At 63.1% G+C, this 19,507-nt stretch carries 23 protein-coding genes and 1 tRNA gene; 21 read left to right on the plus strand and 3 right to left on the minus strand.

Annotation, left to right across the window (positions count from 1 at the left end; all coding sequences use genetic code 11):
- A partial coding sequence (locus G520_RS24415) for a transposase (RefSeq protein ID WP_084637570.1) occupies nt 1–235 on the minus strand: 235 nt, incomplete at its 3' end.
- 62 nt (nt 236–297) lie between these two features.
- Between G520_RS24415 and G520_RS22385 the strand changes: the two genes are divergently transcribed.
- From G520_RS22385 to G520_RS0110470, 21 genes are all read left to right on the plus strand, one after another.
- The gene (locus G520_RS22385) at nt 298–1,125 is read left to right on the plus strand and encodes a phage protease (protein WP_281424767.1); all 828 of its coding nucleotides are present in this window, start codon (nt 298–300) and stop codon (nt 1,123–1,125) included.
- Nucleotides 1,122–1,526 carry a hypothetical protein gene (locus G520_RS0110380; RefSeq protein WP_028535604.1) on the plus strand — a complete coding sequence of 135 codons (405 nt, stop codon included), beginning with the start codon at nt 1,122–1,124 and terminating at the stop codon, nt 1,524–1,526. Before G520_RS22385 ends, G520_RS0110380 begins: the two co-directional genes overlap by 4 nt.
- 11 nt (nt 1,527–1,537) lie before the next feature.
- On the plus strand, nt 1,538–2,461 hold the full coding sequence (locus G520_RS0110385; RefSeq protein WP_028535605.1) for a Mu-like prophage major head subunit gpT family protein: 924 nt from the start codon (nt 1,538–1,540) through the stop codon (nt 2,459–2,461).
- Nucleotides 2,462–2,509: 48 nt separating this feature from the next.
- A complete protein-coding gene (locus G520_RS0110390; RefSeq protein WP_028535606.1) occupies nt 2,510–2,890 on the plus strand; it encodes a hypothetical protein in 381 nt (126 codons plus the stop codon).
- A gap of 3 nt (nt 2,891–2,893) precedes the next feature.
- On the plus strand, nt 2,894–3,319 hold the full coding sequence (locus tag G520_RS0110395; RefSeq protein ID WP_028535607.1) for a gp436 family protein: 426 nt from the start codon (nt 2,894–2,896) through the stop codon (nt 3,317–3,319).
- Entirely contained in the window at nt 3,319–4,023 is a 705-nt protein-coding gene (locus G520_RS0110400; RefSeq protein ID WP_036666014.1) for a DUF1834 family protein, read from the plus strand. The genes G520_RS0110395 and G520_RS0110400 overlap by 1 nt, the downstream gene beginning before the upstream one ends.
- Nucleotides 4,020–4,280 (plus strand): DUF2635 domain-containing protein, encoded by a 261-nt coding sequence (locus G520_RS22390; protein WP_036666018.1) that lies wholly within the window; start codon nt 4,020–4,022, stop codon nt 4,278–4,280. Before G520_RS0110400 ends, G520_RS22390 begins: the two co-directional genes overlap by 4 nt.
- Before the next feature lie 12 nt (nt 4,281–4,292).
- Nucleotides 4,293–5,723 (plus strand): phage tail sheath subtilisin-like domain-containing protein, encoded by a 1,431-nt coding sequence (locus G520_RS0110410; RefSeq protein ID WP_028535609.1) that lies wholly within the window; start codon nt 4,293–4,295, stop codon nt 5,721–5,723.
- A gap of 12 nt (nt 5,724–5,735) precedes the next feature.
- Nucleotides 5,736–6,110, plus strand: coding sequence for a hypothetical protein (locus tag G520_RS0110415; RefSeq protein WP_028535610.1), 375 nt, complete (start codon nt 5,736–5,738; stop codon nt 6,108–6,110).
- Nucleotides 6,110–6,493, plus strand: a complete 384-nt coding sequence (locus G520_RS0110420; RefSeq protein WP_036666020.1) for a hypothetical protein — start codon at nt 6,110–6,112, stop codon at nt 6,491–6,493. Before G520_RS0110415 ends, G520_RS0110420 begins: the two co-directional genes overlap by 1 nt.
- A gap of 133 nt (nt 6,494–6,626) precedes the next feature.
- On the plus strand, nt 6,627–8,927 hold the full coding sequence (locus tag G520_RS22395; RefSeq protein WP_028535612.1) for a phage tail tape measure protein: 2,301 nt from the start codon (nt 6,627–6,629) through the stop codon (nt 8,925–8,927).
- A 1-nt stretch (nt 8,928) separates the two neighbouring features.
- Nucleotides 8,929–10,293: a DNA circularization protein gene (locus tag G520_RS0110430; RefSeq protein WP_028535613.1), complete on the plus strand. Its 1,365-nt coding sequence runs from the start codon at nt 8,929–8,931 to the stop codon at nt 10,291–10,293.
- Entirely contained in the window at nt 10,277–11,401 is a 1,125-nt protein-coding gene (locus G520_RS0110435) for a phage baseplate assembly protein (RefSeq protein ID WP_028535614.1), read from the plus strand. Before G520_RS0110430 ends, G520_RS0110435 begins: the two co-directional genes overlap by 17 nt.
- The gene (locus G520_RS0110440) at nt 11,385–12,011 is read left to right on the plus strand and encodes a phage baseplate assembly protein V (protein WP_028535615.1); all 627 of its coding nucleotides are present in this window, start codon (nt 11,385–11,387) and stop codon (nt 12,009–12,011) included. Before G520_RS0110435 ends, G520_RS0110440 begins: the two co-directional genes overlap by 17 nt.
- Nucleotides 12,012–12,083: 72 nt before the next feature.
- Nucleotides 12,084–12,434, plus strand: coding sequence for a phage GP46 family protein (locus G520_RS0110445; RefSeq protein ID WP_028535616.1), 351 nt, complete (start codon nt 12,084–12,086; stop codon nt 12,432–12,434).
- A complete protein-coding gene (locus tag G520_RS0110450; protein WP_028535617.1) occupies nt 12,434–13,507 on the plus strand; it encodes a baseplate J/gp47 family protein in 1,074 nt (357 codons plus the stop codon). The genes G520_RS0110445 and G520_RS0110450 overlap by 1 nt, the downstream gene beginning before the upstream one ends.
- Nucleotides 13,504–14,070, plus strand: coding sequence for a YmfQ family protein (locus tag G520_RS0110455; RefSeq protein ID WP_028535618.1), 567 nt, complete (start codon nt 13,504–13,506; stop codon nt 14,068–14,070). Before G520_RS0110450 ends, G520_RS0110455 begins: the two co-directional genes overlap by 4 nt.
- A 2-nt stretch (nt 14,071–14,072) precedes the next feature.
- A complete protein-coding gene (locus G520_RS0110460) occupies nt 14,073–16,673 on the plus strand; it encodes a LamG-like jellyroll fold domain-containing protein (protein WP_028535619.1) in 2,601 nt (866 codons plus the stop codon).
- A gap of 1 nt (nt 16,674) precedes the next feature.
- The gene (locus G520_RS0110465; protein ID WP_028535620.1) at nt 16,675–16,980 is read left to right on the plus strand and encodes a hypothetical protein; all 306 of its coding nucleotides are present in this window, start codon (nt 16,675–16,677) and stop codon (nt 16,978–16,980) included.
- Nucleotides 16,981–17,127: 147 nt separating this feature from the next.
- Nucleotides 17,128–17,346, plus strand: coding sequence for a Com family DNA-binding transcriptional regulator (locus tag G520_RS24420; RefSeq protein ID WP_084637572.1), 219 nt, complete (start codon nt 17,128–17,130; stop codon nt 17,344–17,346).
- Entirely contained in the window at nt 17,291–18,085 is a 795-nt protein-coding gene (locus tag G520_RS0110470; RefSeq protein ID WP_028535621.1) for a DNA adenine methylase, read from the plus strand. The genes G520_RS24420 and G520_RS0110470 overlap by 56 nt, the downstream gene beginning before the upstream one ends.
- Before the next feature lie 66 nt (nt 18,086–18,151).
- On the opposite strand, the gene G520_RS24425 is transcribed toward G520_RS0110470, so the two are convergent.
- Together G520_RS24425 and G520_RS0110480 are read right to left on the minus strand one after the other, a co-directional pair.
- Nucleotides 18,152–18,826, minus strand: a complete 675-nt coding sequence (locus tag G520_RS24425) for a hypothetical protein (RefSeq protein ID WP_211222804.1) — start codon at nt 18,824–18,826, stop codon at nt 18,152–18,154.
- A gap of 283 nt (nt 18,827–19,109) precedes the next feature.
- Nucleotides 19,110–19,185, minus strand: a tRNA-Thr gene (locus G520_RS0110480).
- Nucleotides 19,186–19,507 lie beyond the last annotated feature (322 nt).

Raw genomic sequence — 19,507 nt, forward strand, 5'->3', positions numbered from 1 at the left:
CCGACATCGACAGGGTTTCGACGACGACGGCGAATTTAGTTTGTGCAGACCAGTTCTCACTGCTGCGGTCATGTTCGGGCACGGGACGACCTTGTTTACGAAGCTGATTCCGCCAATTGTATAGCGTTGTTTCGGAGACCCCCTCCCTTTGTGCCAACTCGCGGATGGAGGGCGGATGCGGCGCTAGCATTCTGTTCAGGATGGCGTCTTTACGAGCCTTGGATAAACGCGACATGGTGAAATTCCGGCCCCCTGGATTGAGTATGAAATCCCTGAAAAGGGATCATCTCAACTACCCTGACACAGGGGGCGGCCGCCGGTTGGTTCAAGAATCTGGAATGGCGCGACGGCCAGGGGCTGTTCGCCACCGACGTCGAATGGACGCCGGCCGCCGCCAAGGCCATTGCCGACCACGAGTACCGTTTCATTTCGCCGGTATTCCGTTTCGACCCGCAGACCGGCGACGTGCAGCAGATATACATGGCCGCGCTGACCAACAATCCAGGGCTCGATGGCATGCAGTCGGTGGCCCTGTCCGCTTTCCTCTCCTCCCAAAAGGAACCCCCGATGAACAAACTGCTGGAGGCATTGCTCGCGCAATTGGGCCTGTCGACGCAGACGCCGGATGACCAGGCGTTGGCCGCGCTCAATGCCCACTTCGTCAAAGCCAAGTCCGACGCCGACCAGGTCGCCGCCTTGACGACCGCACACACGGTCAAGGATGCCCAGATCGCCGCGCTCAAGCTCGGCAGCACGCCGGACCCGGCCAAGTTCGTGCCGATCACGGTGGTCACCGATCTGCAAGGCCAGATCGCCGCGTTGTCGACCCAGATCAACGGCCGCGAGGTCGAGCAAACCGTTGCGGCAGCACTGAGCAACGGCCAGTTGCTGCCGGCCCAGGAAGCCTGGGCACGCGAGCTCGGTAACAAAGACCTGGCCGCGCTGCGCAGCTTCATCGCCACCGCGCCCAAGATCGCGGCGCTGACCGCGCAACAGAACGGCGGCCGCGCGCCCGAGACGGCACCCCAAGGTGCCGAGGGGCTGGATGCCGCCACGCTCGCGGTGTGCCGCCAGATGGGTATTAACCCGGTCGCCGTCGCCAAAGCCAAAGGAGCCGCGCAATGACCGCCGCCACCGCCGATCGCAATACCGGCTATCGCGAAGCCCGCATCGTCGCGATCCCGGTCGCCGCTGGCCAGATTGTCCACGCCGGGCTGCTGGTCATGGTCAACGCCAATGGCTTCGCCCTCGAAGGCAAGACGGAAGCCGATCTGACCTATGCCGGCCGGGCCGAGCAGTACGTCGACAACAGCGCCGGCGCCGACGGCGCCAAGAGCGTACAGGTCAGCCGGGGCGTGGCCTTCAAGTGGGCCAACTCGACGGATGACCCGATCGGCCAGTCCAGCTTCGGCAAGCCGTGCTTTGTCGAGGACAACCAGACCGTCGCCAAGACCAATAGCAACAACACCCGCGCGCAAGCCGGGATCGTGCTCGGCATCGATCCCGACGGCGTCTGGGTCCTGTAAGGGAGGGCTTCATGCTCGTTAATCAGGAAACCATCCAGGCGGTGTTCTGGGCGCTCAAGACGTCCTTCAACAACGCCTTCGACGCGGCACCGTCCATCTGGGAACGTATCGCCACCAAGGTGCCGTCGTCCGCCCGCCAGAACATTTACGCGTGGCTGGAACGCTTCCCGCGCATGCAGAAGTGGATCGGCGAAAAAGACATCAAGGCGCTGGCAGGCCATGGCTACACCATCGTCAACGACGACTGGGAAGCCACGGTCGAGGTCGACCGCAACGACATCGAGGACGACCAACTCGGCCTGTACGCGCCGCAAGCGCAGAACGCCGGCTTCTCGGCCAAGCAATTGCCGGACGAGATCGTCATCGACCTGGTCAATCACGGCTTCACCAACCCCTGCTACGACGGCCAGGCGTTTTTCAGCAACGCCCACGTCGTGCGCAACGCGCCGGTGTCCAACTACAGCAACCTGCCTCTGTCGGTTGCCGGCCAGGCCGCCGCTCGCGCGACCTACGGCGTGGTGCGCACCCAGATGCGCAAGATCACCGACGAGGAAGGCCGGCCGCTCAACATCAATCCCAACATCCTGCTGGTGCCGCCGGCACTGGAGGACATCGCTAACGCGCTGATGACCAACGACCGTCTGAACGACGGCATGCCCAACCCCTACAAGGGTACGGCCACCGTGGAGTGTGACGCGCGGCTGACCTCGGACACCGCCTGGTTCCTGCTCGATACCACCAAGCCGATCAAGCCGCTGATCTACCAGGAACGCAAAGCGCCGGTTTTCGTGCAGCAGACCGACCCGAACGCCGACGACGTATTCAACCGCAAGAAATTCAAGTTCGGCGCCGAAGCGCGAGCGGCCGGTGGCTACGGCTTCTGGCAGATGGCCTTCGGCTCGGACGGCACCGGCGCGGTACCGGCTGCGAACTGATGAACCCGGCGCCCCTGGCGACAGGGGCCGCCTTTCTGGAGAAACAGGATGTCGAATCGCGTTCTGCGCGTGAGCGCCAAGGCGGAGGGTTACCGCCGTGAAGGGCTGAAGTTCAGCATCAAACCCGCCAACATTCCGCTGTCGCTGCTGACCAGCGCCCAGATCGCGCATCTGAAAAGCGATCGCATGCTCGACTGCGAAGAGGTCGACGAGGTGCACGATCTGGTGATCGCGCCCGAGGAGTTGGCCGACCTGCGCGACAAAGCCGCCACGGCCGACGCGGTGCTCGCACTGCTGCCGGCCGACTGGGACGGCAGCGCCGCCGACTACGTGGTCCAACTGCAGTCGGCCGCCTCCGAGTCGCGCCAGACCGAAGCACCGGCGCCCGCCGCAGCCAAGGCCGATACCGGCCACCGCCGGGGTCGTTAAGCCATGGCCTATGCGATCCAGGACGATATGGTCAATCGCTTCGGCGAGGACGAAGTCGTCGCGCTGACCGACCGCAGCCAGTCGGGGCAGATCGATGCCACCGTGTTGGCCGGCGCGCTCGACGACGCCAGTGCCGAGATCGACACCTATCTGGCCGGCCGCTACACCCTGCCGCTGACCGGCACGCCGCGCTTTATCGCCGGCCTGTGTTGCGACATCGCGCGCTATCGCCTCAGCGGCAGCAACGCGCTGTTGAGCGAGGCCGCGCGTGATCGTCACCGCGACGCGGTGCGCTTCCTGGAGCTGGCGGCCGCTGGCAAGATCACGCTCGGCGAAATGCCCAACGGCGAGCCGGTCCAGCCCGGCGAGACCATCGCCTTCCGCCAGGGCACGCGCATCTTCAGCCGCGACGACAGGGGCGGATTCTGATGGCAACACCGGTGCCTATCCTGACTGCCGTCGAACTCGCACTGGCCGACAGGCTGCGCCGTGGCCTCGGCCGCATGGTCAATGCGGTCGAGACCTACGGCGGCGAGTTCGACGACGAGAACCTGCTCGAGGTACTCAAGCGCTTCCCCGCCGCCTGGGTGACCTTCGCCGGGGTCAAAAAGACCGTGCCGGTCGATACCCGACGCGAGAAATGGCGCGCCGAGGGCAGTTTCGTGGTCATGGTCGGTACCCGTAGCGTGCGCAGCGAGTCCGCGTCGCGCCTCGGCGGTCCCGGCGCGCGCGAGGTCGGCACCAATCTGCTGGTCTACGCAGTGCGCCACCTGCTGGCGCAACAGGATCTGGGCCTGCCGATCCGCGCCCTGGAGCCGGGTTCGGTGCGTACGCTCTACAACAGCCGGATTCAGGGGCAGGCGTTTTCGGTGTTCGCGCTCGAATTCCACACGGCCTGGGTCGAGGCGACGCTGCCGCTGGGCACCTTCCCGCAGCCGGTCGACCCGGCGAGCGTGGACGCCGGCGACCCGACCTCGGGCCTCGACAGTCTGTTCGCCCGCTTCGGTGGCCAGGTCGACCCGGCTACGCCGCAGTGGAACACCCTGGTCATGAATTACTACCTCAACCCGAGCCAGGAAGCCGGCGCTCCTGATGCTCAAGACGTTGTGTCTCTAACCGGAGCTACCGAATGAAAGTCAAAGCCGCCCCCGGCGTGCGCGTTCCCAAACAAGGCGCGCCGCGCAAATACATTACCGACGACGCGGAGGTCGTGGTCGACGCCACGCCGTACTACCTGCGCCGCCTGCGCGACGGCGACCTGATCGAGGTCGAGGATGGCGCTTCCACCGTCGAGACCCCAGTCGAGGCGAGCACGCCCACACCGACCGCCGACACCGCATCGGTGGAATCCAAGACCCCGCTGGCGGCCGCTACCTCGGCCCAGGCCTAACCGGAGACATCGATGGCCAGTCCGAACATCAGCTTCGACCAGATTTCGTCGAGCATCCGCAAGCCGGGGCAATACTTCGAATTTAATACCAGCGGCGCTGTCAATGCCCTGCCGGGTAACACGCAACGCGTGTTGATCATTGGGCCGCGTCTGCCGAGCGGCAGCGTGGCGGCGCTGGTGGCAACCAATATCTACTCGGATGGAGACGCCGAGGCCGCCTTCGGCATCGGCTCGATAGCGCATCTGATGGTGCGCGCCGCGTTGAAGGCCAACCCTTACTTGCAGCTGACGGTGATCGCGGTCGACGACGCGGCTGCCGGGGTCGTGGCGACCGGATCGTTGACCATGGCCGGCACCGCCACCGCCAGCGGTAACGTCACTCTGACGGTCGCGGGCGTGGCCGCCACCATCGCCGTCGCACTCGGCGACACGGCCCAGACCATCGCCGCCAACCTGCTCGAGCAGATCGAGAACCAGCCGGACCTGCCCATCACGGCCAGTCTCGATGCCAATAATCCCGCCAAGCTGGATATCACGGCCAAGAACAAGGGGCTGGCCGGCAACGGCATCACCTTGAGCATGCTGAGTCAGACCAGCGGCGTCACCGGCACCGTGGTGGCGATGGCCGGCGGCTTGTCCGACCCCGACATCCAGCCGGCGCTGACCGCCGTGTTTGGCGCCGGTCACAACATCCTGATCGCGCCGTTCTCCACCCAGGCGTCGCTGACCGCGCTGCGTACCCATCTCGACTACGTGTCGAACCCGATGGAACAGCGTGGCGCGCTCGGGGTCGCCGGCTGGCCGAGCTCGTTAGCCACCGCCACCACGCTGGCGGGACAGATCAACGGGGGGCGCATCACCATCGGTTGGCACAACGGTTCGGTATTACCGGCTTGGCAGATCGCGGCTGCCTATGGCGCGGTGATCGCCTCCGAGGAAGATCCGGCGCGACCGCTGAATACGCTGGCGCTGACCGGCCTCGACGTGACCGACATCACACAACGCCCGGGCCGCGAAGAACAGGAGACCGCACTGCACAACGGGGTGACACCGTTCGAAGTCGGCTCGGGCGACGTGGTGCAGATCGTGCGCGCCATCAGCACCTATCTGGTCAACGCCCAGAACATAAGCGATCCGGCACTGCTCGACATCACCACCATCCGCACGATGGACTACATGCGCTTGGCGTGGCGCCAACGTGTCGCCTTGCGCTTTCCGCGTAACAAACTCACCACTCGCATCCCGGCCAAGGTGCGCTCGGAATTGCTGGCGGTGGCGTATGAGGCGCAGGGGCTGGAAATTATCGAAAACGTCGACGCCAACAAGGACGGCTTCATTGTCGAGCCGGACTCGCAATCCACTGGTCAACTGAACGCCAAGCTACCGTGCGCGGTGGTGCCGGGGCTGCATGTGTTCGCGGGCGTGATCGAACTGATTCTGTAACGGGAGGATGCCATGGCATTGGAAGAATACGTCGGCGCGATCGTCCTGGACGTCGATGGCACCGAATACGAAGTGGTCGATCTGGACGTCCAGACCAAGACCGGGCGCAAGCTGGTCAAGACCATGAACAGTACCGGCAAGGCCAAGGGGTTTTCGAAGGGAATCACCGAATACTCGCTGTCCATCACGGTCGTCATTCCCCTGACCGGCGACATCGATTGGGCCGCGATCGAGGGCGCCAAGGTCTCGATCACCCCCGAGGCCAGCGGCGGCTCGCCCGTCAGCTATCTCAACTGCTGCACCACCGATGTCGGCGAGAAATACAGCGTCGACAACGAGGGGCGGCGCGATATCAAGATGTTTGCAACCGATAAGGTGAACGAATAATGATGACCCAGACCGATAGTCTGAAGTTCGGCGTTGAATACCCGGCCGACTCGGGCCAGATGCACTACGACTTCGAACTGCGCCTGCCGATGATCGCCGACAATATCGCGGTACTGCAGCACGTCGGCACCGTCTCCAATATGCAGGTCCGTACCGCGATCTTCGCACGCTGCCTGGTCCGGCTCGGCACCATTCCGACCGAGACGCTGACGTCCGACTTTCTGGCCGGCAATATGGTCGACGATGACTTCGACGTGCTGGCGGCCGCCGAGACCGAACTCAAAAAAAAGCGGATGCGCTCGAATCCGCCCTCGCCGAGTACCGACTCTCCGTCCTCCTCCTTGGTCGATACGGCATCCCCGAGTCCCGCATCCGGCAGCTGACGTCCGTCGAACTCGACGGGTATATGGCGGCCGCACGCCGCCTGAGCGCGCCCCCCAAGCGCCAGCGTCAGGGCGATGGGGGTGCGCCTCGCCAGCGCTTCATCTCGAAACGCCACGCCGCCAAGCCTAAGCCATGAGCCAGAACTTTCTCGTATCCCTGCTGCTAAAAACCCGCGACGAGCTGTCGGGGCCGCTCGCGCGTATCCTGCAGACGGTCAAGCGCGACAGCGCCGACGCCAGCGCGGCGGTGCGCGGGGTCGGCGACGAGAGCGCGCGCATGGCGGCGCAGCGCACGCGAGCCACCACCGCCAGCGAGAGCGCGATCCAGCGCGAACTGGCTCAGACCTCGGCCGCTTATGAGCGGCAAAGTCAGGCGGCAGTTGCCAGCGCGGAGTCAACCACGCGGGCGACGGACGGTAGCCTGTCCAAGCGCTTGCGCGACTATCAGCGCTTCCAGCAAGCATGGGAGGCGTTGGGGCTGCGTTCGGAGGCGGACATTCAGCGTGAGATCGCCCGCACCGAGGCCGCCTACCAGCGACTGGCGCGCGGCGGAATGATGTCGGCCGACGAACAGGCGCGTGCCTTCGACCAAATGACACGCCACGTTGCCGAACTCAATCGCGAGATGGGGCGGCTGTCGAGTACCGAACGCGGCATCCGCTTGTTTCAGGGCGGTGCCAGAGGCTTGCGCACGGTCGGCGACGGCATTCTCGGCGGTATCGGCGCCGCCCATGCGATCGCGACGCCGGTCAAGGAAACCATGGCCTGGGACCGTCGCGTCGCGATGATGTCCAATACCGCATTCAACGAGCGCGACGTCGGCGGCCGCATCTCGGGCGAGGCCGAGATCCGCGGAGCGATCAAGAACACCATCAGCCAGGTCGGCGGCAATCTCGACCAGGTCACCGAGACGCTCGACAATCTGCTGTCGCACAACACCATGACCCACGACCAGGTGTTCCGCCTGCTGCCGGTACTGCAGAAGTATGCAACGGCCGAGGGCGCGGACCCGAACGAGCTGGGCAATATCGCGTTTCGCGCCATTCAGAACTTTGGCTTCAACGAAAGCATGGTGCCGAAAGCGCTCGACATGGCGATTCGTGGTGGCCATATGGGCGGTTTCAAACTGCCGGACATGGCCAAATGGCTGCCGCAGCAGATGGCAGCCGCCAAGAATTCCGGGATGAACGGCGTTCAGGGTCTGGCTTCGCTGATCGCCCTGAACGAACTGTCGGTCACCACATCGGGCACCGTCGACGAGGCCGGCAACAACGTCATGGACCTGTTGACCCACCTCAACAGCCGTGACACCGCGCGCTCGGTTAAAAAATACCTGCACCGCGACTTGTCGGTGATGTTGGCCAACGGCCGTGGCAAGGGCCAAAACTCGATCGAGGTGTTCGGCGACCTGCTCGACCAGGTGGCCAAGCGTGACAAGAACTACCGTTTGCTCCAGGGGCGGCTCGCGAACGTGAAGAACGACGGACAGCGCCGCGAGACGCTGGAGAGCATGCTCGACATCGTGCAGGGGTCGGCGATCGGCAAGATCGTGCACAACCGCCAGGAACTGCAGGCGCTGATGGCCTATGTCAACCAGAAGCCGAAGTATCAGCAGATCCGCGATCAGGCGCTGGTCGCGTCCGGTTACGGTGACCGCGACTTCGACGTCATCTCGCGTACCGACGATTACAAGACCGAGCGTGCTAAGTCGATCGCCGGCATGGGAGAGAAGGACGCGCTGCGCGGCTTCGATAGCATGGTCGGCGATACCGCCGCCAAGCTCGCCAACTATGGCGCTCAGTACCCTGGCCTCACGGCCGCCGTGATGGGGGCCAAGACCGCATTCGAGGGCGTCACCCAGGCAATTCTAGCGATCGGACTCGGACGTTTGGTGTTCGGTAAGGGCGGGGAAGGCGCGGGCGGGGGGGAGACCAACGCGGGCGGGGGTGGCATCGCGTCCGGGGCCGGGCTCGGAGCACTTATTTCTAGGTTCCGCGCGGGGCTTGGCATTGGCGGGGGCGCGGTTGCCTTGGCCAATTTCACCTCGAACGAAGAAGACGAAGAACTGGCCAATGGCGATGCCACCTGGAAGCGTCTGCACGCGCACTACTCACAACAGGTGATCGATGCCGCGCGCAAAAAATACCAACCTTGGTATCAGTTCGGTGAGGGCTACGCCGCCGAGAACGAACAGTGGATCAAGCAATACCAAGCCGATCAACAGTCGGTACAAAGCCGTAACAGTGCGCCGGTCATGCCGTGGTCGGGGCAGAACGATGCAGGTAAGTTGAATCAGCAGGTGCTGGCGGCCTTGCAGGCACAGGCGACAGCCAAACCGCAGCCGATCACCATCAACAACCAGATCCACCTGGATGGCCATGTCATCGCCGAACAGGTGAACCAGATCAACACGCTCGCGGCCTTGAGGTATTGAGATGAGCTGGTCGACCTCGCTCCAAATCGCCACGTTTCGTGGCGTCACCTTCGACTGCCAGCGGACCAAGGACGCGACCAAGCGCGACGTGGCCGAACACGAGTACCCTTACCTGGACGGTACCGACACCGAGGACTTGGGGCGCAAGGGGCGCCGTATCGACCTGACGGCGGTGTTCTGGGGTGACACCTACGAGATCCAGCTCAAAGCCTTTCAGGCCGTGCTTGATCAGGCCGGCCCGGCCGAACTGATCCATCCGGTCTATGGCAGCATCCCGAAGACGCAGTTGCTCGACTACGAAGTCCTGCACGACGCGGACAACCCTGACCATTGCACGGTCGAACTGCACTTCCTCGAAAAGAGCGCCAGCAACCCGTTCTTCGTTCAGCAGCTGCCCGCGCAAAAAGCCGCTGCGATCAGCTCGCTGACCGGCACCATCCGCTCCAACGGCATCGCGGCGCTCGGCACCGCGTTAACAGCGTTGAAGGCCGCCAGCGGCAACATGCAACAGCTCAACGGCCTGCGTAGCGTGATGACGTCGACGCTGGGCGCCATCAACCGCCAGGTGCAGGGCATCACCGGCACCACGCTGGACATGATCCAGTATCCGCAGTCGTTCGCCTCCAGCGTGATCAACAGCCTGTCGGGCATCGCGGACCTGCGCTCGTTCGACGTCGGCGTCATCACGTCCGACTGGAAAAGCCTGTCCGGCCAGTTGGCGAGCGTGGTCAAACTGCCGGGCAACATCAACTCCGGTACCGCCGTCGTGCAAAGCAGCGGCGGTCAGGTCGCGGTCGGCGCCGCCAGCAACAATATCCCGGCGCCGACCACCACCAGTGGTGGCACGACCGCCACGACGCAAGCCAACCTCGACAGCGCGCTGGCGACGGGCTCTGCCTCGGTGCCGGTCAATGCGCCGGCCAGCGCCGTCGCCCCGGTCACGGCCTTCATCCAGTTGGCGGCCGCCGCGCAGTTGGCCGACACCGCTTCGTCCATTCTGCAAGACGAGGCCGACGACCCAACACTGACGCCAGATGAAATCGGGCAGATCGTTGGCGACACCCGGACCGCTATCCAAAGCGCGATCGACCTACACCGCCAGGTGTTCACGCTGGAGACCTCGCGCCCGATCGCCGAGAACCTAAAGGACACCGCCCTGGCGATACAGGACGCCGCCATCGCCGTCATCGAACAACAGCCTCAGCTGGTCCAGCGCGCCGTGACCATGCCGGGCAACCTGCATCTGACGGCCTTTCGCTGGTATGGCGACTACACGCGCGCCGACGAACTCGCGCGCCTGAACCCGAACATCACCAACCCCAACTTCCTGCAACCAGGAACCACGCTCAATGCCTACGCCCAATAAGTCCGCCACCACGGATGACAAGGTTAGCCTGATGATCGGCGGCCATGCCCATCAAGACTGGAGCAGCTACGACATCGACTCGCACCTGATCGTGCCCGGCGATGCCTGGCGCGTCGAACTGGCCGCGCCGCAAGGCTCTATTCCGGCCGAACTGGTCGTGGGCGCGCCGATCGAGGTGCGTGTCGGCAACGACAAAATCCTGGTTGGGCGCATCGACACCATCGAAGACGAAGTCGCCAAGGACCGCACTGTCTATACGCTCAATGGCCGCGACCAAGCGGCGATCCTGCTCGACTGCGCTGCGCCGATCTTCGTCGCTAAACAAGTCACGCTCGCCCAGGTCGTCGCCAACATCGTGCGACCGCTCGGCATCTCGCACATCAAGATCAACGCCGACAGCACCTATACCACCGAGAAGGTCAACGTCGAGCCGGGCGACCGCGCCTGGAACGTGCTGGCCAACGCAGCCGAGGCTAACGGCTTGTGGCCATGGTTCGCGCCGGACGGCACGCTGATCGTCGGCGGCCCCGACTACAGCGTACCGCCGGTGGCCTCGTTGATCCTGCGCCGCAGCGGACAAGGTAATAACGTCGAGAGTCTCAAGCGCACACACTCGATCGCCGAGCGCTATTCGGAAGTCACCGTGCTTGGCCAGAAGCACGGCACCGCTTTCGACCATGGCAAACACGCCATCGTAGGTAAAGCCACCGATCCTGGCGTGGCGTTCTACCGCCCCCACGTCGTGGTCGACCACGAATGCGAAAGCGTCGCCCAGGCGGTTTCGCGCGCGCGCAAGCTGTTGATGGACTCGCGCCTCAAGGGCTTGACGCTGGTCGCCAAGGTCAAGGGCCATCGCACCACCGACGGCGTGCTGTGGGCGCCGGGCCAGCGCATCCATGTGCTCTCGGAACCCCATGGCATTAACGCGGTGTTCTTCCTGTTGGGCCGGCGTCTGAGCAAGGGGCGCGGCGGTCAGGGCAGCTACACCCTACTGACCTTGAAAGAGGACGGCGTCTGGACGCTGGACGCGCATGCCCACCGCGCACGCACGCGTCGCCGTAAAAAGACCGATGGACCGGAGGAAATGATTGATGTGGGATCAGATTGACGCTCGCGTCCAGCGCGCACTCGGGCGCATTCGCCTGGCGTTTCGCGGCGTGCTGACCATGACCGGCAACGGTGTCGACAGCCAACTGGCCCAAGTGGAAGGGCTGGCGAGCGAACCGCTGCCCGATTGTGAGCTGTTCCAGCACTTCGGCTTCACCTCCAACCCGCCGCCCGGCACCGTGGTGGTGGTGTTGCCGGTCGGCGGCCGTACCGGTCATGGCATCATCGTCGCCACTGAGAACGGCGACTACCGGGTCTCAGGACTGGCGCCAGGCGAAACCGCGATCTTCAACGCCTTCGGCGATACCTTTGTGTTCAAGGACGGCCAAATCCTCGGCACCACCAAGACCTTCACGCTCACCGCCACCGAAGGCATGAAGTTCGACAGCCCGACCGCACAGTTTACCGGCCAGGTGATCGTCGATCAGCAGTTGTCGGGCAACGGCGGCCTGGCCGTCCAGGGCGGCGACGGCGCCACCTTCTCCGGCAGCGTCAAGCAGACCGGCGGCAGTTTCACCACCGACCAGGACGTGGTGGCCAGCGGCAAGAGCCTGGCCGGCCACGAGCACGAGGTCATCGCGCTGGGGGCGCCATCGTCGCCACCGCTTTAACGAGCGGCGCGGGCCTCCATACTGACACCCATCACCTGACGTCCCCATCCCCCATGCCGCGACAATCGCGGCATGGACCCCGCTCTCGATCCCGCCACCGGCACCTACACCGGGCAAATGACCCGCACGCTTTCCAACGCCGTGTACCTGCGCTTGCGTACGCCGTTGGGATCGTACTGGGCCGATACCACGCTCGGGTCCAAGCTCTACACGCTCGCGCGCGAGAAGGATGTGCCGCGTGTCGCTGTGCTGACCCGCCAGTACGCGGAACAAGCCTTGCAACCGCTGGTGGATGACGCCCGCGCGCAAAGCGTGACCGTCACGACCGAGCGCCCCGGCACAGGCTGGTTGTGGCTGTACATCGACGTGACCGACGCCAGCGGGCAGGTCCAGTCCTTCAAGCATCCGGTAAAGGTGGGCTGATGGCGTTCACACCGTTAACCTACGACCAGATCACCGCCAACATCCTGCGCGATATCGCCAATCGGCAGCCGGATGCCGACACCGGCGCGGACTCGGACTACGCGATCCGTGCCAACGCCAGCGCCAGCGCCAGCGCGGTCGAGGGGCTGTATCAGTACCAGGCGTGGATCGCCAAACAGATTTTTCCTGACACGGCCGACTCGGACATGCTGGCCCGCCATGCGCGGACGCGTGGCCTATCAAAGAAACAAGCCACGGCGGCGGCAGGCTCCATCCTGCTGTCCGGCCAGCCGGGTGCGCCGGTCACTGCCACGCTGATCGCGCAGACCCTCGACGGCAATCAATACCAGACCACCGCTACCGGGACGCTTGGAGCCGACGGCACGCTGACGCTGACCGCGAGCGCTGTCACGGCCGGCCGCGCTGGCAATGAAACGGCGGGCGCCACGCTGACCCTGCTGTCGCCCCCCAATGGCGTCAACTCGGCCGGCAGCGTCGTGTCCCTGGTCGGCGGCACCGACGAAGAAACCGACGCGGACCTGCTCGCGCGCTTGCTCGATGTCATCCAGCGGCCGCCGGCCGGCGGCAACCAATGGGACTTCCGGCGCTGGGCCATGAACGTCGACGGGGTCTCCTCGGCCTTTGTCTATCCACTGCGGCGCGGACTCGGCACCTGCGACGTGGTAATCACCTCGTCGGGCGGGCTGCCGTCCAGCACCACCCTTGCTGCCGTCCAGAGCTACATCGACAGCATGCGTCCGGTCACCGCCAAGAATTGCCTGGCGATCGCGCCGACGATCGTGACACTCGACCATGTGATCCAGGTCGCGTTCCCGAGCGGTACGGCGGATCAGGCCAAAGCGTTGGTCCAGCCGGTGCTGGCCAGCTATTTCGCCGGCCTGGTGCCGGGGGCGAGCTATATCCGCAGCCAGGTAGAAGCTCTGGTCAGCGGCGTATCCGGGGTGACTGACCGCTTGCTACTGACGCCGAGCGCCAACGTCGTGCCCGAAGCCGACGCCAACGCCGTGCAGTGGTGCCAGCTCGGCACTCTCAACGTGAGCCTGATGCCATGAAGCACGCCGACCTGCTGCCGCTGCTGATGCCGCCGGTCAGCTATGACCGGGCGGCGGACGCGCTGATCGCACAGCTAAGCGCCGAAGGCAGTGCACTCGACGCCGCGATGCAGAGCGCAATCACAGTACTGGACGCCATCACACCTTACGGTGCCGGCGCCATGCTGCCGGATTGGGAGCGCGTGCTCGGGCTCACCCCGGCCGCCGGCGCTACCACCCAGCAGCGCATCGACGCAGCCGTCGCCAAGGTCGCCCAGGTCGGCGGCCTGTCGATCCCGTACTTCACCCAGTTGGCAGCCCAGCTTGGCTACACCATTGCCATCGCCGAGCCGCAACCGGCGCGCGCCGGCACCAGCCGCGCCGGAGACGCGATGTGGATCACCGACATCATCTGGGTCTGGCAGGTCAACGTCAGCGGCACCGCCCTGGTGCGCTACCAGGCCTCGGCCGGCACCGCCTCGGCCGGCGACCCCATCACCTCGTACCAAGACCCGGTCATCGAGCAGGTCCTCAATGACCTCAAGCCGGCCTTCACCTACGTGCAATTCACCTATGGACGCTGACGATGCAACTCATCTCCTCCTCTGACAACCTGTTCCACGACGGCGACCCGACGAGCGGCGCGCTCGGCACCTTCCTCGCCGCCGCGTGGCACAACGCAGTACAGGGCGAGATCGCGGCCCCCATCCTCGCCGCCGGGCTGACGCTCGACCCGAACAACAACGCGCAACTGCTGGCGGCCATTCTGCTGCTGATCGAATCCAAGACCGGCAATTACAGTCTCGACACCGGCGCCGTCAACGCCTATGTGATCGCACTCAACCCAGCAATCAATGCTTACGGCAACGGGCTCGCGATCAAATACCGCGCCGCACACGCCAACACCGGGCCGTCGACGGTCAATGCCGGCGGCGGCGCCGTGCCACTGCTACGCGACGACGGCCAACCGCTACAGTCGGGCGACCTGCCGGCCAATGCCGTCGTCAGTGCCACCTACGATACGACGTCGGCCGCCTTCCTGGTGAACTCGGTGGTGGCCTCGCAATTCGATGCGATCCTGCAAGCTGGCGGGCCAACCTTCACGCTCGATACCGGTGCCGCCAACGCCTACGTTGGCGCCTACGCACCGGCACTGCAAACGCGCGGCGAAGGCATGGTGCTGCGGGTGAAGATAAAGACGAGCAATACCGGTCCGTCGACCTTCAACGATGGGCTTGGCGCCGTGACTGTCGTCGGCTTGGCACATCAAGCGCTTCAGGGAGGCGAGCTGGTCGCAGGGGGAGACGCCTGGTTCCAGTGGAATAGCACAGTAGGCACCGGTTCCTATGTCCTATTGCATTGCACAGGAGCACCAACACAGTTGGCATCGGCGACTCAGCCGCAACATGCGGTAACGCTGGGGCAGATCCAGACCGCAATTCAGGAAAATCTATACTCGGCGGCCACGGCGGGGGGCACTGGTGACGCCCTGACGGGCAATTTTACCCCGGCGATTTCGGCGGCAACGATGGCTGCCGGCGTTGTTGAGGTCACGGTGCGCGCTCTTTCCCCGAATGCCACGACAACGCCGACATTCACACCGAACCCAGGGGTGATTGCCCCTGCGGCAATTGTCAAAGGTGCTGGTGCGGCTCTTGCGCCGGGAGACATTGCAGGGGCAGGACACTGGGTCACGCTGCAACTGGATGCCACGCTGGGGAAGTGGGTGCTACTGAACCCTGCGACAGGCATCGCTCCGGCAGTGAATCCACAGGTCCGCCAGACGGTGCAAGCGGGAGCCACCGACAGCAATGGCCGGCCGGCCTGCATTACCGTAGGAGCAGGGCTACAGCCGCAGCTACTCGCCACCGTGATTGCTGTGCGCTTGGCCTTTGCACTGGGAACGAGCGATTACATCGAGACCATCTCTGCCGATACTCCATGGCCAGCTCTCCCCGCGAATAGCCTGGCCTACCTGTATGCCCAGCGTGCAAACGCCGGTGTGGTCACGCTAGGGAGTACGCTGGCACCGCCACAATATGGCTACAGCTACAACCAGGCGGCACAGTTGCTGCTGCATTTCGACGGCGCCAATGGGGCGACCGCCACGACTGATGACTTCGGCAATCCGGTTGCCCTGTATGGAGCGGCACAGCTCGATACCTCGGTCAGTAAATTCGGGACGTCGTCGCTCAAGCTGAACGGCACGACCGACTATGCAAAAATTCCGTCGATCACTGCACTCCCGAATGGCAGCTGGTCAATCCGGGGCTGGTTCAACCCCACATCGGTGACCGGCACCCAGACCTTTTTCAATCTGGTCAATGCGGCGGGATTTGGCCTCTCGCTGGAGATGTCTAGCGCGAAGACCTTCCTGTACCTGTCCAGCACCGGGGCGAGTTGGGATCTGGCCAACGGTACGGCCGGCACCACAGCACTCAGCATTGGCAACCAATACTTCATCGAAATCACGTTCGATGCCGTGGCGGGCAAATACTTCATCTATGTGAATGGCGCGCTGGACCAGACCATCAGCTCCTCGGCCAAAATATGCGCGGCACCAATTGGTTTTACCATTGGCGCGGTCACCTACAGTGCTGCTAACACCTTCTTTGCCGGCCATGTGGACGAGGTCGAGCTACTGCCCTATTGCGATCATCCGGCCGGCACGGCGTATGCCGTCCCGGCAGCCGTAAAATCGGTCGTCACTGCTGGCTACGCCAGTGACTGGTACAGCATCGGCGAGGGAATCCTGTACAAGGTGGCCGGCCCGAGCGCTGTATCCGGTGGTAATCCGGTGCTATTGGGTGCGGCTCGGCTGTATATAGGGGAAGGCATTGCAGGCGCGGCGAGCATCAGCAGCGTGACCGCGTATGCCTACAACGGAAGATACGACTCTGGACTGTTTGCAGCGGCAGCGGGCACGGCGTACTCCAAGTCCCACAACGTGGGCACGACGCAATATAACTGTGATGTCACCATGGCGGATGACGCTGCAGGCAGCAATGAGCGAAAGGCTACCGACTACTACTACACCGGCAGTATTCAGATCGGTTACATCGGCTATGCCCCGACCAGCCGTAACGTATACAGCCTCTACACCGGAGCGGGAGGCGTAGGGACGGGTTCCTCTGGTGGCACGGCAGCATCCGGCTATTACCGCCTGCGCGTTAGGAGGGCTTTCTGACATGACGTATATCAACACACAAGGCCAGCTCTACGAGGGCGACTGCCAACCAGGGGACCGCGAGGCGACGGATGCGGAAGTCTCAGGGCAATCTACGGCCAAGGCTTGGGTGGCCTATCAGGCCCAGGCGCAGATTCTTCTCGATGCCTGCGACCGGGTCGCGCTGCGCTGCTGGAAAGCTGGAGTCGCCTTCCCGGAAGACTGGCAAGCCTACGACAAGTCATGCCGAGCGATCGTTAGGGCCGCTGCGGGTGACCCGACGGCAGCATTGCCACAGCAGCCGAAGGACTATCCCGCAAATACTTAGTTGAGACAGCGACCGGGGGAGTGCGCGAACACTCCCCCGGACAGCTGACCCGCAGTCGTAGCCTGCAAGCCAACCCAAGACTGTCACTTTCAGCGCTGAAAGCGCCGTCAGTCTAGCGGAATAATTGGCACCACATAAGGCTTGCAGATGTTTAATGCTGAAATACGTTGTGGCCAGTGCGGTCGCAAACTGGCCTCCGGCCGCTATCTCGAACTCATCATCAAGTGCCCGCGTTGCCGGGCCATGAACCATTTGAAGGCCGAGAGCCTCACACCTGAGCGCCCTGGAGCGCCTCGACATGGAGAAGACGATGGATGCAAGTCCAATCATCCCGTGGCTAGGCGGAAAGCGCCGCCTGGCCGATAAGCTACTGCCATTGTTCCCGCCACATGAGTGCTATGTCGAACTGTTCTGCGGTGGCGCGGCCCTGTACTTCCTCCGCTACGCACCAGCCCAGACCGAAGTTCTGAACGACGTGAACGGCGAGCTGACCAATTTGTACCGTGTGGTGCAGAACCACCTGGAAGAGTTCGTCCGGCAGTTCAAGTGGGCGATCTCCAGCCGGCAGGTGTTCAAGTGGCAGCAAATGACCCGGCCGGAAACGCTGACCGACATCCAGCGTGCGGCGCGCTTTTATTACCTGCAACAGCATGCCTTCGGCGGTAAGGTCCAAGGGCAGAGCTTCGGTACGGCCACCACGGGTCCGGCGATCAACCTGTGCCGGATTGAGGAGAACCTGAGTGCCGCGCATCTACGCCTGTCGGGGACCTATATCGAGCACCTGTCTTGGCAAGATTGCCTGAAGCGCTACGACCGCGCGCATACCTTCTTCTATGCCGACCCGCCGTACTGGCAGACGGAAGGCTATGGCATCGACTTCGGCTTTGAGCAGTACGAGCAACTGGCGCAGTCCATGAGGACATGCAAGGGCAAGGCTATGGTCAGCATCAACGACCACCCGGACATCCGCCGGGTGTTCAACGGCTTCTGGATGGAAGGCGTGGACATCAAGTACAGCACTGCTAACGCTCATGGTACGCCAGAAATCAGCAAGGAACTGGTGATCACCAACTGGGAGCCGGCGGCACTCGGTGGGCTGTTTTGATTGTATTGGCGAGATATGCCAGTAAGGAGCACCACACATATACGAAGAAACTTCGGAGACTACCCGTTATGAAGCAGGGTCACTCGACGACATGAAATCGACATGAGCTGCACGCCGACGTTCATAAGCTTCTCGCCGCTCATCAAGGGTTTTGATCACATCTGTCAACGCTTGGTCCCTGTTCCATTCCCCCGGCTTGTGCTCAACAGGAGGCATCTTTGCATGCTCCCGAAGACGCTGGGCAAGATTGGATGCTTGAAGCCCCAAGTCAGCATAATCACGTTGGCGAGTCCAGAAATACTCGGGGTAGTACGGGGGGTCATCGTCGAGGTCCCCAAGAGCGGCAAGTTTATTTTGGATTTGCTCCCTCTGATCAGGCAACAGAAGGATCGCATACATCAGATCCTTGGGGAGCGCTTTCCACTGGACATCGAGATCAAGAGGTAAGAATTCAGGTGCAGCGACTGTTGAGACGCATATCCCGCCTTGCCCAGCAGGGCGACCGTACTCTGTTCCATCATCATAGGCGACCGCCGAACAACCGTTCGCAAACCTATCGAGGTGTGAGACAACAATGATTGCAAGATATTCAGTCTCTTTTTTGCGCCGGCGCCAACCGATCACAAACTCTTTTATAGCAACGAACGAGTTACCCAGTAAAACCCCGCTAATGCCCGCTGCGGCTGAAATGATCGCTGAGACGTTACCCGCGTCCATGCCCCCACCTGCCGTGGCACTCATCGAATCGCCCCTTGTCGTTAGCGTCGCCTAGAGAAGTTAGTGTGCCACACACCAATGGACGTAGAAAGGACAACGGCTATGGATGGTTTCGACACGAACAGATGCATAGCAGTGTCAATAAGCTTGTAAGCTTGCCTCCTGCCGGACCATTAACTTGGTGACAGATATTGTGCAAATCGGTGCCAAAACGCGCGCCACGTTACAGGCACGCGACAATTTGCGGAAACGAGCGGGTTGCGGAAAAACGAAACGGCCCCTGCATCGCTGCAAGGGCCGTCAATACTGGTGCCGGAGAGAGGAGTCGAACCCCCGACCTTCTGATTACAAGTCAGCTGCTCTACCAACTGAGCTACACCGGCGAGGGCGTCATTATGCTTATAACGCCGCCCGAACACAAGCGCTATTGCAAAGAGCGGTAGTTTTCGCGAAGCGGCCAAAACAGATCGGATTCCGGATTGGCCGCTCACTACGGAGGAGGGGGCTGCTTGCCGATCGGCGAGCAGCCTCGTTGCGGGAACAGGTAGGGGCGAGTGTCGAGAAATACACTATAAATAAGCACTGGATATTAATAAACACTAAGACATATCTCATATCCGTAGTGCGCTCGTTGTACCAGCGCACGCGCAGTGCTGTGCACGACAGTACTATTCCGCTACAGATGGGGTGCTTAACATGCCATGC

The sequence above is a fragment of the Paludibacterium yongneupense DSM 18731 genome, from assembly GCF_000422925.1.
Taxonomy (GTDB): Bacteria; Pseudomonadota; Gammaproteobacteria; order Burkholderiales; family Chromobacteriaceae; genus Paludibacterium; species Paludibacterium yongneupense.

Excerpts from the sequence above, each read along its gene's own strand:
- G520_RS0110380 (WP_028535604.1), top strand. The coding sequence starts at position 1,122 with ATGACCGCCGCCACCGCCGATCGCAATACCGGCTATCGCGAAGCCCGC.
- G520_RS0110385 (WP_028535605.1), top strand. The coding sequence starts at position 1,538 with ATGCTCGTTAATCAGGAAACCATCCAGGCGGTGTTCTGGGCGCTCAAG.
- G520_RS0110390 (WP_028535606.1), top strand. The coding sequence starts at position 2,510 with ATGTCGAATCGCGTTCTGCGCGTGAGCGCCAAGGCGGAGGGTTACCGC.
- G520_RS0110395 (WP_028535607.1), top strand. The coding sequence starts at position 2,894 with ATGGCCTATGCGATCCAGGACGATATGGTCAATCGCTTCGGCGAGGAC.
- G520_RS0110400 (WP_036666014.1), top strand. The coding sequence starts at position 3,319 with ATGGCAACACCGGTGCCTATCCTGACTGCCGTCGAACTCGCACTGGCC.
- G520_RS22390 (WP_036666018.1), top strand. The coding sequence starts at position 4,020 with ATGAAAGTCAAAGCCGCCCCCGGCGTGCGCGTTCCCAAACAAGGCGCG.
- G520_RS0110410 (WP_028535609.1), top strand. The coding sequence starts at position 4,293 with ATGGCCAGTCCGAACATCAGCTTCGACCAGATTTCGTCGAGCATCCGC.
- G520_RS0110415 (WP_028535610.1), top strand. The coding sequence starts at position 5,736 with ATGGCATTGGAAGAATACGTCGGCGCGATCGTCCTGGACGTCGATGGC.
- G520_RS0110420 (WP_036666020.1), top strand. The coding sequence starts at position 6,110 with ATGATGACCCAGACCGATAGTCTGAAGTTCGGCGTTGAATACCCGGCC.
- G520_RS22395 (WP_028535612.1), top strand. The coding sequence starts at position 6,627 with ATGAGCCAGAACTTTCTCGTATCCCTGCTGCTAAAAACCCGCGACGAG.
- G520_RS0110430 (WP_028535613.1), top strand. The coding sequence starts at position 8,929 with ATGAGCTGGTCGACCTCGCTCCAAATCGCCACGTTTCGTGGCGTCACC.
- G520_RS0110435 (WP_028535614.1), top strand. The coding sequence starts at position 10,277 with ATGCCTACGCCCAATAAGTCCGCCACCACGGATGACAAGGTTAGCCTG.
- G520_RS0110440 (WP_028535615.1), top strand. The coding sequence starts at position 11,385 with ATGTGGGATCAGATTGACGCTCGCGTCCAGCGCGCACTCGGGCGCATT.
- G520_RS0110445 (WP_028535616.1), top strand. The coding sequence starts at position 12,084 with ATGGACCCCGCTCTCGATCCCGCCACCGGCACCTACACCGGGCAAATG.
- G520_RS0110450 (WP_028535617.1), top strand. The coding sequence starts at position 12,434 with ATGGCGTTCACACCGTTAACCTACGACCAGATCACCGCCAACATCCTG.
- G520_RS0110455 (WP_028535618.1), top strand. The coding sequence starts at position 13,504 with ATGAAGCACGCCGACCTGCTGCCGCTGCTGATGCCGCCGGTCAGCTAT.
- G520_RS0110460 (WP_028535619.1), top strand. The coding sequence starts at position 14,073 with ATGCAACTCATCTCCTCCTCTGACAACCTGTTCCACGACGGCGACCCG.
- G520_RS0110465 (WP_028535620.1), top strand. The coding sequence starts at position 16,675 with ATGACGTATATCAACACACAAGGCCAGCTCTACGAGGGCGACTGCCAA.
- G520_RS24420 (WP_084637572.1), top strand. The coding sequence starts at position 17,128 with ATGTTTAATGCTGAAATACGTTGTGGCCAGTGCGGTCGCAAACTGGCC.
- G520_RS0110470 (WP_028535621.1), top strand. The coding sequence starts at position 17,291 with ATGGATGCAAGTCCAATCATCCCGTGGCTAGGCGGAAAGCGCCGCCTG.
- G520_RS24425 (WP_211222804.1), bottom strand. The coding sequence starts at position 18,826 with ATGAGTGCCACGGCAGGTGGGGGCATGGACGCGGGTAACGTCTCAGCG.